The following is a 12,849-nucleotide window of genomic DNA, read 5'->3' as shown; positions in this document are numbered from 1 at the left end:
GACCGCCACCGCCACACCAAGCGCCGTATTCCGCCATGAAAGACCAAAGCCATGCGTAGTAATTTGCCGGTCACTCAACAGGAATATCTGCTCCGAGAAGGCATGACCATCGTGTCGCGCACCGACCTCAAGGGCAAGATCACCTATATCAACGACGACTTCCTCGAAGCCAGCGGCTTCGCCGAAGCCGAGCTGATCGGCCAGCCCCACAACATCGTGCGCCACCCGGACATGCCGGAAGAAGCCTTCGCCGATATGTGGGCCACCCTCAAGGCCGGGCGCCCCTGGACCGGCCTGGTCAAGAATCGCTGCAAGAACGGCGACTTCTACTGGGTGGTGGCCAATGCCACGCCGCTCAAAGAGGGCGAAACGGTGGTGGGCTATTTGTCGGTGCGCACCCGCCCCAGCCGTGAACAGGTGGCCGCCGCCGATGGCCTCTACCGCCTGTTCAAGGAAGGCAAGGCAGCGGCATGGGAAATCCGCGACGGGCGCGGCGTCAAGACCGGCATGCTGGACGGACTGGGCCGGCTGATCGCCGCGATGAACCAAGCGAGCAAGGTGGCGGTGTGTACCGTGGCTGTGGGCTTGGGCGGCGCCGGCCTTGGCTACGCCCTGCCCGGCCAGCAATGGCCGACCGCCGCTGCGGCCTTGGGTCTGGGCTTGGCGGGCGCCTGGGGCCTGGCCGCCCTCACCCGGCGCCTGCGCAAGGGGCTGGCGCAGGCGGGCAGCCAGTTGGAGAAGTTCGGCCAAGCGCGCTTTGACGGCATCGTCAGCGTGGACGGCAATGACGAGCTGACGGCCATGCAACTCGCCCTCAAACGCGTGCAAACCCGCCTGGGCTTTGAATTCGCCGACACCAAAAAGCGCAGCGAAGCAGCCGAGCGCATCCGTCAGGCCCTGGATGTGGCCGCCACCAATATGATGGTGGCCGACCCCGGCTACAACATCATTTACGGCAACGCCTCGCTGCAAGCCATGCTGAGCCATGCGGAGGAAGACATCCGCAAAGACCTGCCGCGCTTCAGCGCCGCCAGCGTGATCGGCAGCAATATCGACAGCTTCCACAAGAATCCGGCCCACCAACGCGGCATCCTGGATCGCCTCAGTGGCGCGCATCAAACCCGGCTGACGCTGGGTGGCCGGCGATTTGACTTGATCGTCAACCCGGTGATGGCTGAAGGCCGGCGCCTGGGCACCGTGGTGGAGTGGAAGGACATGACGGCCGAGCTGGCTGCACAAGAGCGCGAGAGTGCGCGGGCAGCCGAGACGACACGGGTCAAGCAGGCCCTGGACATCTGCTCCACCAACGTCATGATTGCCGACCCCGACGGCAACATCATCTACAACAACGCCTCGGTGGCGCAGATGATGCAGCGCAACGAGGGCGAGTTGCGCAAGGTGCTGCCAGCCTTTGATGCGCGCCGCATCGTGGGCAGCAATTTCGACCAGTTCCACCGCAACCCCAACCATCAACGCAATCTGCTGGGCGCGCTCAAAGGCGAATACAAGACCGAGATTAAGGTCGGCTCACTCACCTTCAGCCTGATCGCCAACCCCATCAACGACGCGACGGGCACCCGTTTGGGTACGGTGGTGGAATGGAAAGACCGCAGCGCCGAAGTGGCCGCCGAACAAGAAGTCAGCGGCATGGTGGACGGCGCCAATCAAGGCGACTTCGCCAGCCGCATTGCACTGGAAGGCAAGGAGCCCTTCTTCCGCATGCTGGGCGAGAAGTTCAACTCGCTGGTGGAAACCGTCAGCGGCACGATCAAAGAAGTGCGGGCCGCCGCGGATCAGCTCTCCAGCGCCTCGGACCAAGTCTCGCAAACCTCGCAGTCGCTCTCACATTCGGCCTCCCAGCAAGCCGCCAGCGTGGAGCAGACCACCGCCTCGCTGCAGGAGATGGCGGCCTCGGTCAAACAAAACGCCGACAGTGCCAATATCACCGACGGCATGGCCACCAAGGCTGCGCAAGAAGCCCTGGACGGCGGCCACGCCGTCGGCCTGACGGCAGACGCGATGAAGTCCATTGCCAGCAAGATTTCCATCATTGACGACATCGCCTATCAAACCAATCTGCTGGCCCTCAACGCGGCCATCGAGGCGGCGCGTGCTGGCGAGCATGGCAAGGGCTTTGCGGTGGTGGCGGCCGAGGTGCGCAAGCTGGCCGAGCGCAGCCAGGTGGCCGCGCAAGAGATCGGCACCCTGGCCGGCTCCAGCGTCACGCTGGCAGAAAAAGCCGGCAAGCTGCTCGGCAATATGGTGCCCTCGATCCAGAAGACCTCCGAGCTGGTGCAAGAAATTTCGGCCGCCTCGGGCGAGCAGAGTGAAGGGGTGTCGCAGATCACCGCCGCGATGAACCATCTCTCGGCCACCACGCAGCAAACGGCCTCGGCGTCGGAGCAGCTCTCGGCCACGGCCGAGGAACTCTCGGCCCAGGCCGCGCAGCTGCAAGAGCAGATGGCCTTCTTCCGGCTGGCCGAAGACCAATCGCGCGCGAACTCGCCTTCGCCCCGCAGCGGCGCCAGGCCCGGCAGCGCCGCGCCGCGCAGCAGCAACCGCCCTGGAGTTAGTAGTGGCAAGCCATCCGGCAGCCCGCCCCCCGCCCGCAACAGCACCACCAGCATGGCAAGACTGCCGCAGCGCGGCAATATCGAAGCCAGCGGCGGCGGCCCGGATGAAGTCGATGAGTCCTTTTTCAAGCGCTTCTGAGGAGCCGCGATGAGCACAGCGACGGGAGCAATGGGCCAAGGCGCACCGGCCGACCTCGTGCGAGGCGCCATGGCCGCTCAGGCCAAGGCCGGGCCGATGCAGCAATTGCTGCGCATGGCCGTGGGGCGCGAAACCCTGGTGGTGCCGATCGAGACGGTGCGCGAGATCTTGGAAGTTGGCCGCCTGACCCCGCTGCCGCAAACGCCCGACTTTGTGCGCGGCGTGATGAACCTACGCGGTGCCGTGGTCCCGGTCATCGATTTGAATGCCCGCTTCGGCTTCGGCCGCACCGAGCTGGGCCGGCGCAGCGCCATCATCGTGGTGGAAGCCAAGGGGGACGATGAACATGGCCGGCTGATCGCCGGCGTGCTGGTGGACGCCGTGTTCGAGGTGCTGGAAGTCGACAGCCAACGCATCGAGCCCGCGCCCACGCTGGGCGTGGCGATTGCGGCTGATTTTCTGGCCGGCATGGTCAATGTGCGTGGCAGTTATGCCGCGCTTCTGAATCTCGATCAGGTGCTGTCTCCCGCAGCACTGGCGGCCCTGATGTCTGGCTCCCCCGGCGCCTGAACTCACCCACAGCGCCCCCACCGCAGCCGACGCAATGAGCCACCTCTCCCCCCAATCCTTCACGGCGATTACCGATCTGTTTCATCGCATCTCGGGAATCCGCCTGACCGAGGCCAAACACGCCTTGGTGCAAAGCCGCTTGCAGAAACTCGCCGCCGACGCCGGCGAACCGGACCTGAACAACTTCGTGCAGAAGATGGTGCGTGGCCAGATGCCGGAAAGCATGCTGACCAGCGTGGTGGACAAGCTCACCACCAATGAAACCTATTTCTTCCGCGAACCGGCCCACTTCGACGATCTGGCGCGCCGGGCCGAAGGCGCTAAAGCCAAAGACAGCAAGAGCGAGTTCCTGGTCTGGAGCGGCGCCTCCTCCTCCGGCGAAGAGGCCTACAGCATCGCCATGGTGCTGGCCGACAAGCTCGGCAGCGGCCCCTGGTCGGTACGCGGCACCGATCTCTCGTCCTCGGTGGTGGCCAGTGCGCGCCGCGGCCTCTACCCGATGGAGCGGGCGCGCGACACCAGCAAGGACTATCTGCGCCGCTTTTGCCTGCGCGGTGAGGGTCCGTACGAAGGCACCTTGCTGATCCAGCGCGAGCTGCGTGCGCGGGTGCGCTTCCAGTGCGCCAATCTGATGCAGCCGCTGCCCGCCGACCTGCCCTTGTTCGATGTGATTTTTCTGCGTAATGTATTGATCTACTTTGATGCTCCGGCCAAGCGCGCCATCGTCAGCCGGGTGATCGAACGACTCAAACCCGGCGGCGTGCTCTACCCCGGCCACGCCGAGTCACTGGCGGCGCTGGACTTGCCGCTGAGTGCCATTGCACCGGCCATCTACCAACATGCTTGACCCCAGGGTGATGATGAAATGACCAAGCCCTTCGTCCGCCCCCCCACGCCGCCCAGCGGGGCCGCGCCAAAGCGCGCCATGGCGCCAATCGCGCCGCCGGCAGCGGCTGTACCCGCAGCGCCCGGAGCGCCGGGCGCATCCGCCATCCTGGTCCCCAAGGTCCTGCACCTGATGCCCGGGCAGTGGCATTTCGGCCAGGGCCTGCAATTGCGCACGCTGCTGGGCTCGTGCGTGGCCATCACGCTGTGGCATCCCAGCAAGCGGATTGGCGGCATGTGCCATTTCCTGCTGCCCTCGCGCGCGTCGCGCGGCCAGGCGCCGCTAGACGGCCGCTACGGCGATGAGGCGGTGGAATTGCTGCTGCAATCCATCAAGCAAAGCGGCGCCCAGCCCAAGGACTTTCTGGCCCATCTGTATGGCGGCGCCGACACCATGCCGGACGGCGCTAACGTCAAATTCAATGTGGGCCAGCGCAATATCGAACGTGGCTGGGCCTTGATCGACCAGCACGGTTTTCAGTTGCAAGACGTTGATGTGGGCGACTTCGTGCCCCGCACCGTGACCCTGGACCTGCCCAGCGGCAAGGTCGAGATCAAGCGCGGCGCCGCGTCCAGATAGGCCAAGTCAAAACAACTAATTGGGGAGTTCATCTATGAGCCAGGCGCTGCGGGTTGCTGTGATTGATGACTCCGCCGTGGTGCGCAAGCATCTGGCCGGCCTGCTCGAAGCGGCCGGCATCCGGGTCACCATCACCGCCAGCGACCCCTTGTTTGCCTGGCCCAAGCTGGAAGCGGCCTGGCCCGATGTGATCGTGCTGGATGTGGAAATGCCGCGCATGGATGGCATCAGCTTTCTCAAGCGCCTGATGCGCGAGCACCCGATGCCGGTGGTGATGTGCTCCACTCTCACCGAGGCCGGCTGTGAAACCACCATGCAGGCACTGGCGGCCGGAGCGGTAGGCTTTGTCACCAAGCCCAAGCTCGGGCTGCGCGACTTTCTCGAAGACCCCGGCAACGGCCTGGTCGGCATGGTGCGGGCCGCTGCGCGGGCCAATGTGCGGGTCATGCCGATTGCCGCTGAAAGCGGGCCCGCTAGCCCGCTTGGCAGCGCCAAGCCGAGCGCAGCCGCCAGCTTGGCGAGCAGCTTGGCTAGCAGTTTCACCAGCAATGCGGCCATGGCCGAGACCACCGACCGGGTGATCGCCTTTGGCAGCTCAACCGGCGGCGTGCAAACCATCGAGGCGGTGCTGCGCCAACTCCCGCGCACCATGCCGGGCATCGTGCTGGTGCAACACATGCCAGAGAAGTTCACGCAGTCCTTCGCGGCCCGACTCAACAGCATGAGTGAGCTGGAGGTGCTGGAAGCCAAGGACGGCGACCGCGTCATCAATGGCCGTGTGCTGGTGGCTCCGGGCGGGCGGCATATGCAGCTGCGGCGCAGCGGTGCGCAGTATGTGGTGGAGGTGCGCGACGGCCCGCTGGTCAACCACCACAAGCCCTCGGTGGATGTGCTGTTCAAGTCGGTCGCGCAATGCGCGGGCCGCAATGCCATCGGCGCGATCTTTACCGGCATGGGCGAAGACGGTGCCCGCGGCCTGCTGGAGATGCGCAAGGCCGGTGCCACCACCCTGGCGCAGGACGAGGCCAGCTGCGTGGTCTACGGCATGCCCAAGGCCGCGGCGGAGATGGGGGCCGCCCAACATGTGGTGGCCTTATCGGCCATGCCGGCCGCCCTACTCAGGTTATGCAGCCAAGGGGTATGAGCATCTTGCGCAATCTCCGCAGCACGCAAAGCCCAACCTCCAGGCAGGCAAACTCGAAGGCAAATTCAGCGGATCACTTTGCCGATCACCTTCATCAACTCCAAAGGGCTGAAGGGCTTGATCAAATACTCATCCGCGCCGGCCTGCAGGCCCGCTTGGCGGTCGGCCTCCTGGCCACGCGCGGTCAGCAAAATGACCTTGGTGCGCTTGAGCGCCGCGTCAGACTTGATGCGCTGGCAAACCTGCAGGCCATTCAATCCGCCCGGCATCATCACGTCCAGCAAGACCAAGTCGGGGCGAAAACTGGCGGCCTTGCGCAGACCTTCATCGCCATTGGGCGCTTCCTGAATGTCGTAGTCGTCAAACTCAAGCGTTACGCGGATCAGCTCTCGAATCTCTTCCTGATCTTCGACGATGAGAATCTTCTTCACGATTTACACCCCATGGCAGTGATGACGCCTGCCCATGATGCCTGATCGCAGCGCAGTAGTGGGCAGAAAAGCACGCGAATTGCTGCCACTCGCTTGCACACGGCATGGCAAAGAACGTACAAACTAGGCGGATATTGTGTGCGGCCCCGCTTGCCGAGTTGCGCACCCACCGCCCGCATCCTGAGGATGGTCACCCGCATGAACAACCCTGCTCTTCTGAACAGTAATCGGCGCCAGGATCTCACCATGCTGATGGTGGTGGTGGCCAATGCCTTGTTGTGCTTGGGCCTGGGCTTTTACAACCAGGCCACGAGCTTGGCACTGCTGGTCAGCATCCCCTGCTTGATTGCCTGCGGCCTGGCTTATCACTTCTGGGGCGGCAGCCTCAATAACCGCCTGCTGCTGGCCACCGTACTGGTCATTCTGGTGGCACTGCAATTGCAAATCACCAAGGGCTCCACCTCCATCCATGCCAATGTCTACGTCAGCCTTTGTCTGCTGCTGCCCTATGGCGACTGGGTGGTGATTGCCTATATGGGCAGCCTGCTGGCAGCCCACCACCTGGGCACGCAAGCGCTGAGCACGGCCGACTACCCACTCTACGTCCATTCGACGGGCGAACGCTGGGGCCACTTGGCTGACCTGGGATTTCTGCTTGTACTCTGCGCCTTCTTGATCAACGCCGCCAAGTATCTGCAAAAGCGCGCCGGCGAGACCTTCGAGATGGCGTTTCTGGTCAATGCCATGGGCCAAGAGGGCCCGATCCGACTCAACCTCGACGCCGTGCGCACTGCCTCCAAGACGGGTGGCCGGCTGCGCGATGTGCAGCAGCGCATGGCCGCAGCGCTGCGCCTGGTGCGCGAGGCGCTTTTCAGCATGCACAAGGCGGCCGAGGAAGTGGGCCACACCAGCGGCGAGTTGCTGTCACGCACCGACCGCACCGCCAATGGGCTGAAAGACGCGGCCATGAGCCTGGAGCAAATCACCATGATCGTGCAGGCCAGCGCGCAAGCGTCGAAAGAGGCGCTGGAGCTGTCAAAGGCTTCGTCGACCATGGCCACCCAAGGCGGCGCGGTGGTGTCGCAAATGGTCAGCACCATGCAGGAGATTGAGCAGTCCTCGCGCAAGATCACCGACATCACCTCGGTGATCGACGCGATTGCCTTTCAGACCAATATCCTGGCACTGAATGCCGCCGTGGAAGCCGCCCGTGCGGGCGAGCAAGGGCGCGGCTTTGCCGTGGTGGCCACCGAGGTGCGGCGCCTGGCCGGCCGCTCGGCCGAGGCGGCCAAGGAAATCAAAGGCCTGATCTCGGCCTCGCTGGAAACGGTCGAGCGCGGGGCCAAGCTGGCCGATGAGGCGGGCTCCACCATGGTGGATTTGGTGGCTTCGGTGAAACGGGTCGGCGATGTCTTCGACAGCCTGACCGCCGACAACTCCGAACATGCCCAAGGCCTGGAAGTGGTGGCCGCCTCGGTCAAAGAGTTGGATGAAGTGACCCGGCAAAACGTCCATGTGGCCGAGCGCTCAGGGGAGATCGCCCATGAGTTGCTGGAGCAAGCCGTGGCCCTGGCCGAGGTGCTAAGCACCTTCCGCCTCGGTGACGACGCGGCGGTGGCAGACTTTTTGGTGGCCGCGCAAGCCGCCGTGGCAGCCGCGGCGGCGGCGCGGGCCAGCGTCGCCGCACGGGTGGAGAGCGGGCCTATCCAAAGCCATGCAGGCTCGAATGTGGACTTTTTCTAGAGCTAAACCGTGCCGCCTGAGCGCGACCCAGCCTCTCAGTCAGAGGCAAAGCGTGCGCTAGCGCACACTTTGCAACAGGCAGTCGGGGCGCCACGGTTTACAGTGCCGCACTGACGCCCCAGCGCCACACCCCTTCAACTTGGGGCTGGACAGCCCTCAACAAACAGCAAAGACAGAGACTCTTCGTGGAACCCACCCTGGCCGAGCCGCCTCAATCCGCCCTCTCGGGCGTAGCACGCATGCTGGTGCATGCGGGCAAGCTGCCGCAAAAGCAGGCCGAGGAGCTGATGCGGCAGGCCCGCGAAAAGAAGACCAGCTTCGTCAATGCGGTCATCGCGGCGGGCACGCTCAGCTCGGCCGAGTTGGCGCACACCTTGTCAACAGCGCTGTCGCTGCCGCTGCTGGACATCAGCGCGATGGATGTGCAGCGCATGCCGCGCGACATCGTCGACGCCAAGTTGGCCCACCAGTACCAGATCGTGGTGCTGGGTCGACGCGGCAACCGGCTCTTCATCGGCGGCGCCGACCCGACCGATCAGGACGTGGTCGAGCGCATCAAGTTCGCCACCCAGCTCAGCCCCGAATGGGTGATCGTCGAGCACGACAAGCTCAGCCGCATGCTGCAGGGCTCGGCCGCCAGCGCCAGCGAGGCGCTGGAGCAACTGGCAGGTGGCGACTTTGAGTTCGACATCACCGACGAGGAAAACGCGCCCCAGCAAGAGGCGGCCGAATTGGCCGATGTGGAAGACGCGCCGGTGGTGCGTTTCCTGCAAAAAATGCTGGTGGACGCCATCAATCTGCGCGCCTCGGACTTGCATTTCGAGCCCTACGAGTTCCATTACCGCGTGCGCTTCCGGGTCGACGGCGAGCTGCGTGAAATCACCCAGCCGCCCATCGCCATCAAGGACAAGCTGGCCTCACGCATCAAGGTGCTGTCACGTCTGGACATCGCTGAGCGCCGCATCCCGCAAGACGGGCGCATGAAGCTCAAGTTCGGCGCCAAGGCGATCGACTTCCGGATCTCAACCTTGCCGACCCTGTTCGGCGAGAAGATCGTGATCCGTATTCTTGACCCCTCCTCGGCCAAGCTTGGCATTGACGCCCTAGGCTACGAGAAGATTGAGAAAGACCGCTTGCTGGCCGCCATCGCGCGGCCCTACGGCATGGTGCTGGTCACCGGCCCGACCGGTTCGGGCAAGACGGTGTCGCTGTACACCTGCTTGAACATCCTGAACCAGCCGGGCGTCAATATCTCCACCGTCGAAGATCCGGCCGAAATCAACTTGCCTGGCATCAACCAGGTGAACGTGAACGACAAGGCCGGCCTGGGCTTCTCGGCAGCGCTGAAGTCCTTCCTGCGCCAGGATCCCGACATCATCATGGTCGGTGAGATTCGCGACCTGGAGACGGCCGACATCGCCATCAAGGCCGCGCAAACCGGCCATATGGTGATGTCCACCCTGCACACCAATGACGCGCCCAAGACGCTCAGCCGTTTGCTGAATATGGGCGTGGCGCCCTTCAATATCGCCTCCAGCGTCTTGCTGATCACGGCACAGCGCCTGGTGCGGCGGCTGTGCGAAAACTGCAAGGCGCCGGCCGAATATCCGCGCGACGCTTTACTGCGCGCCGGATTTGCCGAAGAAGAGCTGGATGGTTCCTGGAAGCAGTACCGCGCCGTGGGCTGCGCCAATTGCACCAATGGCTACCGCGGTCGGGTCGGCCTTTACCAAGTCATGCCCATCACCGAGCCGATCCAACGCATCATCCTGGCCGAAGGCTCAGCCATGGACATCGCCGTGCAAGCCCAGCAAGAAGGCGTGCGGGATTTGCGTCAGTTCGGCTTGGTCAAGGTGCGCGCTGGCGTGACCACCCTGGAAGAAGTGCTGGCCGCAACAAATGAATAATTCGAGCCGCAACAGGCATTGCGGCTCCTGGAGGTGATATGGCGACATCGGCAACAACAGCGGTCAAACGAGCGAACGAGTTCACCTACGAGTGGGAGGGCAAGGACCGCAATGGCAAACTGGTTCGCGGTGAGATCCGTGCCGGTGGCGAAGCCATGGTCAGCGCCCAGTTGCGCCGCCAAGGCATTCTGGTCAACAAGGTCAAGAAGCGCCGCGTCAGCGGTGGCAAGAAGATCACGCAAAAAGACATCGCCGTCTTCACGCGCCAGCTGGCCACCATGATGCGCGCCGGTGTGCCCTTGCTGCAGTCCTTCGAGATCGTCGGCCGCGGCAGCACCAACCCGCGCCTGACTCGCCTGCTCAACGACATCCGCGGCGATGTGGAAACCGGCACCAGCTTGTCCACCTCCTTGCGCAAACACCCGATGTACTTCGACGCGCTGTACTGCAATCTGGTCGAAGCCGGTGAAGCCGCCGGTATCTTGGAAGCGCTGCTGGACCGCCTGGCCATCTACCAAGAAAAAACGGTGGCCTTGAAGAACAAGATCAAGTCGGCGCTGACCTACCCGATCGGCGTCTTGGTGGTGGCCTTCGTCGTGGTGGCCGTGATCATGATCTTTGTGGTGCCAGCGTTTGAGGATGTGTTCAAGTCCTTCGGCGCCGAACTGCCCGCGCCGACCATGATGGTGATCGCCATGTCGAAGTTCTTTGTCTCCTACTGGTGGGCCATCTTTAGCTCCATCGGCGGCGGCATCTACTTCTTCATCCAGTCCTGGAAGCGCTCGGTCAATATGCAAAAAGCCATGGACCGCTTCTTGCTGAAGATCCCCGTCTTCGGTGACCTGCTCTACAAATCCGCCGTGGCGCGCTGGACCCGCACCTTGTCGACCATGTTCGCCGCCGGCGTTCCCTTGGTCGAAGCCCTCGACTCGGTGGGCGGCGCCGCCGGCAATGCCGTGTTTGCCGAAGCGACCGAGAAGATTCAACGCGATGTCTCCACCGGTACCGCGCTGACCACCTCGATGACCGCCACCGGCATCTTCCCCACCATGGTCTTGCAGATGGCGGCCATCGGTGAGGAATCCGGCTCGCTCGATCACATGCTGTCCAAGTCGGCCGAGTTCTACGAGGACGAGGTGGACGAGGCCGTCAAAGCCCTGTCCAGCCTGATGGAGCCCTTCATCATCGTGATCCTGGGCACCATCATCGGCGGCATCGTGGTCGCCATGTATCTGCCCATCTTCAAGCTCGGCCAGGTGGTTTAAAAAAGCAATGTCCGCAGAAATCGAATTCCTCTTGTCGCCCTGGGTGTTGGGCGTGCTGGGCCTGTGCGTGGGCAGTTTTCTAAACGTCGTCATCCATCGCCTGCCTTTGATGATGGAGCGGCAGTGGCTGGCCGAGGCCGCCCACACCCTCAGCGACGGCACCGAGCTAGCCCGCGCGGCCGCCTGCCCCAAGGCCGAGGCCGACAAGCTGGCTGCCGCTTGCACCAATCTCTCCACCCAGCTCGAAAAGCTGCCCCATCTGGGCATTTCAACGCCTCGCTCGCGCTGCCCGTCTTGCGGCCATCAACTGGCCTGGCATGAAAACATGCCCCTGCTGGGCTGGCTGCGCCTGGGCGGCAAATGCAGCAAGTGCAAGAGCGCCATCTCGATGCGCTACCCGCTGATCGAACTCGCTACCGGCGCGCTCTTCGCCGCCCTGTCCTGGCGCTTTGGCGCCCAGCCGACCACGCTGCTGTGGTGCGGCTTTGCTGCGGCGCTGCTGGCCCTGGCGGCGATCGACTGGGACACCACCTTGCTGCCCGACGCGATCAACCAGCCGCTGCTGTGGGCCGGCTTGGCCGCCGCCTTGCTCGGCTACACCATCCCGCTCGATGCGGCCATGATCGGTGCGCTGGTGGGATACCTGTCGCTGTGGTCGATCTACTGGCTGTTCAAGCTGCTGACCGGCAAGGAGGGCATGGGCTACGGCGACTTCAAGCTGCTGGCGGCCCTGGGCGCCTGGCTGGGTTGGCAAATGATTCTGCCCATCGTGCTGGGCGCCTCGCTGATCGGCGCCATCGTCGGCATCGGCATGAAGATGAACGCCAAGCTGCGCGAAGGCCGCTATGTGCCCTTCGGCCCCTTCCTGGCGGGCGGCGGCTTTGTGGTGCTGTTTGCCGGCGCCCCACGGGTGTTGGGCTGGCTCGGCTGGGCATGAGCCGGCCTAGATCCCTTCAGATTGGCCTGACCGGCGGCATCGGCAGCGGCAAGAGCACGGTGGCACGCCTGCTGGCTCAGGCCGGCGCCACGGTGATTGACACCGACGCCATTGCCCGATCACTGACCCTGCCCCAGGGCGCGGCCATGGCCGCACTGCAAACCGCCTTTGGGCCGGCCGCCGTGGCCAAAGACGGCAGCCTGGATCGCGCCTGGATGCGTCAGCAAGCCTTTGCCGACAGCAGCATCAAACAGCGCCTGGAAGCGATCCTGCATCCCCTGATTGGCGCCGAGACCGAGCGCCAGGCGGCAGCGGCCACCAGCAGCTGCATCGTCTTCGACGTGCCCTTGTTGGTGGAGTCCGGCCGCTGGCGGCAGCGCGTGGATCGCGTGCTGGTGGTGGACTGCGAAGAAGAAACACAGATCAGCCGCGTGATGGCGCGCAATGGCTGGGAGCGCGCCGCCGTTGAAGCCGTTTTGGCCCAGCAAGCCACGCGTGCGGCCCGGCGCGCCTGCGCCGATGCAGTGCTGTTCAACGAGCAATTGCCGCTGCCAGCGCTTGAAAAGCAAGTCCTGACCCTCGCCAAACGCTGGTTCTGAGCGGTGCCGGCGGCGCGAGCCGCTCAGGCTGTGAAACAATCACGCTCAATCACCTGCGCCGCATATTGCTGCAGCA

Annotated in this window: 10 protein-coding genes and 2 pseudogenes; 11 read left to right on the top strand and 1 reads right to left on the bottom strand. The window is 64.1% G+C overall.

The annotated features are described in order from the left end of the window. Positions 1 to 51: 51 nt before the first annotated feature. The 6 genes and pseudogenes from AABB87_RS12025 to AABB87_RS12000 form a co-directional block, all read left to right on the top strand. Positions 52 to 1,026: pseudogene (locus AABB87_RS12025) on the top strand (PAS domain-containing protein); the annotation flags it as partial. Between the two features lie 939 nt (positions 1,027 to 1,965). Then, positions 1,966 to 2,712 (top strand): annotated as a pseudogene (locus tag AABB87_RS12020) (methyl-accepting chemotaxis protein); the annotation flags it as partial. Between the two features lie 9 nt (positions 2,713 to 2,721). Continuing rightward, on the top strand, positions 2,722 to 3,282 hold the full coding sequence (locus tag AABB87_RS12015) for a chemotaxis protein CheW (RefSeq protein WP_341971470.1): 561 nt from the start codon (positions 2,722 to 2,724) through the stop codon (positions 3,280 to 3,282). 34 nt (positions 3,283 to 3,316) lie between these two features. After that, positions 3,317 to 4,129, top strand: coding sequence for a CheR family methyltransferase (locus AABB87_RS12010; RefSeq protein ID WP_341971469.1), 813 nt, complete (start codon positions 3,317 to 3,319; stop codon positions 4,127 to 4,129). 18 nt (positions 4,130 to 4,147) lie between these two features. Then, complete coding sequence (locus tag AABB87_RS12005) at positions 4,148 to 4,747, top strand: chemotaxis protein CheD (RefSeq protein WP_341971468.1); 600 nt, start codon at positions 4,148 to 4,150, stop codon at positions 4,745 to 4,747. Positions 4,748 to 4,781: 34 nt separating this feature from the next. Beyond that, positions 4,782 to 5,891 carry a protein-glutamate methylesterase/protein-glutamine glutaminase gene (locus AABB87_RS12000; RefSeq protein WP_341971466.1) on the top strand — a complete coding sequence of 370 codons (1,110 nt, stop codon included), beginning with the start codon at positions 4,782 to 4,784 and terminating at the stop codon, positions 5,889 to 5,891. A gap of 65 nt (positions 5,892 to 5,956) precedes the next feature. Here the strand turns inward: AABB87_RS12000 and AABB87_RS11995 are convergent, their stop codons facing one another. Further along, positions 5,957 to 6,322: a response regulator transcription factor gene (locus AABB87_RS11995; RefSeq protein WP_341971465.1), complete on the bottom strand. Its 366-nt coding sequence runs from the start codon at positions 6,320 to 6,322 to the stop codon at positions 5,957 to 5,959. A gap of 198 nt (positions 6,323 to 6,520) precedes the next feature. Between AABB87_RS11995 and AABB87_RS11990 the strand changes: the two genes are divergently transcribed. From AABB87_RS11990 to coaE, 5 genes are all read left to right on the top strand, one after another. Next, complete coding sequence (locus AABB87_RS11990; RefSeq protein ID WP_341971464.1) at positions 6,521 to 8,065, top strand: methyl-accepting chemotaxis protein; 1,545 nt, start codon at positions 6,521 to 6,523, stop codon at positions 8,063 to 8,065. Between the two features lie 239 nt (positions 8,066 to 8,304). Next, the gene (gene pilB, locus AABB87_RS11985) at positions 8,305 to 9,972 is read left to right on the top strand and encodes a type IV-A pilus assembly ATPase PilB (RefSeq protein WP_341971505.1); all 1,668 of its coding nucleotides are present in this window, start codon (positions 8,305 to 8,307) and stop codon (positions 9,970 to 9,972) included. A gap of 38 nt (positions 9,973 to 10,010) precedes the next feature. Next, positions 10,011 to 11,237, top strand: a complete 1,227-nt coding sequence (locus AABB87_RS11980) for a type II secretion system F family protein (RefSeq protein WP_341971463.1) — start codon at positions 10,011 to 10,013, stop codon at positions 11,235 to 11,237. A 7-nt stretch (positions 11,238 to 11,244) separates the two neighbouring features. After that, complete coding sequence (locus AABB87_RS11975; protein ID WP_341971462.1) at positions 11,245 to 12,174, top strand: prepilin peptidase; 930 nt, start codon at positions 11,245 to 11,247, stop codon at positions 12,172 to 12,174. Next, positions 12,171 to 12,773: a dephospho-CoA kinase gene (gene coaE / locus AABB87_RS11970; RefSeq protein ID WP_341971461.1), complete on the top strand. Its 603-nt coding sequence runs from the start codon at positions 12,171 to 12,173 to the stop codon at positions 12,771 to 12,773. The genes AABB87_RS11975 and coaE overlap by 4 nt, the downstream gene beginning before the upstream one ends. Positions 12,774 to 12,849: the final 76 nt, after the last annotated feature.

The organism is Roseateles sp. PN1, from assembly GCF_038419725.1.
In the GTDB taxonomy this organism is placed as follows: domain Bacteria; phylum Pseudomonadota; class Gammaproteobacteria; order Burkholderiales; family Burkholderiaceae_C; genus Paucibacter_A.
The sequence above is the reverse complement of the archived record's forward strand: the minus strand, read 5'-3'. Positions and strand labels throughout refer to the sequence as shown.

What these genes read in the sequence shown, in the direction of transcription:
- AABB87_RS12015 (WP_341971470.1), top strand. Translation starts at nt 2,722, where the DNA reads ATGAGCACAGCGACGGGAGCAATGGGCCAAGGCGCACCGGCCGACCTC.
- AABB87_RS12010 (WP_341971469.1), top strand. Translation starts at nt 3,317, where the DNA reads ATGAGCCACCTCTCCCCCCAATCCTTCACGGCGATTACCGATCTGTTT.
- AABB87_RS12005 (WP_341971468.1), top strand. Translation starts at nt 4,148, where the DNA reads ATGACCAAGCCCTTCGTCCGCCCCCCCACGCCGCCCAGCGGGGCCGCG.
- AABB87_RS12000 (WP_341971466.1), top strand. Translation starts at nt 4,782, where the DNA reads ATGAGCCAGGCGCTGCGGGTTGCTGTGATTGATGACTCCGCCGTGGTG.
- AABB87_RS11990 (WP_341971464.1), top strand. Translation starts at nt 6,521, where the DNA reads ATGAACAACCCTGCTCTTCTGAACAGTAATCGGCGCCAGGATCTCACC.
- pilB (WP_341971505.1), top strand. Translation starts at nt 8,305, where the DNA reads ATGCTGGTGCATGCGGGCAAGCTGCCGCAAAAGCAGGCCGAGGAGCTG.
- AABB87_RS11980 (WP_341971463.1), top strand. Translation starts at nt 10,011, where the DNA reads ATGGCGACATCGGCAACAACAGCGGTCAAACGAGCGAACGAGTTCACC.
- AABB87_RS11975 (WP_341971462.1), top strand. Translation starts at nt 11,245, where the DNA reads ATGTCCGCAGAAATCGAATTCCTCTTGTCGCCCTGGGTGTTGGGCGTG.
- coaE (WP_341971461.1), top strand. Translation starts at nt 12,171, where the DNA reads ATGAGCCGGCCTAGATCCCTTCAGATTGGCCTGACCGGCGGCATCGGC.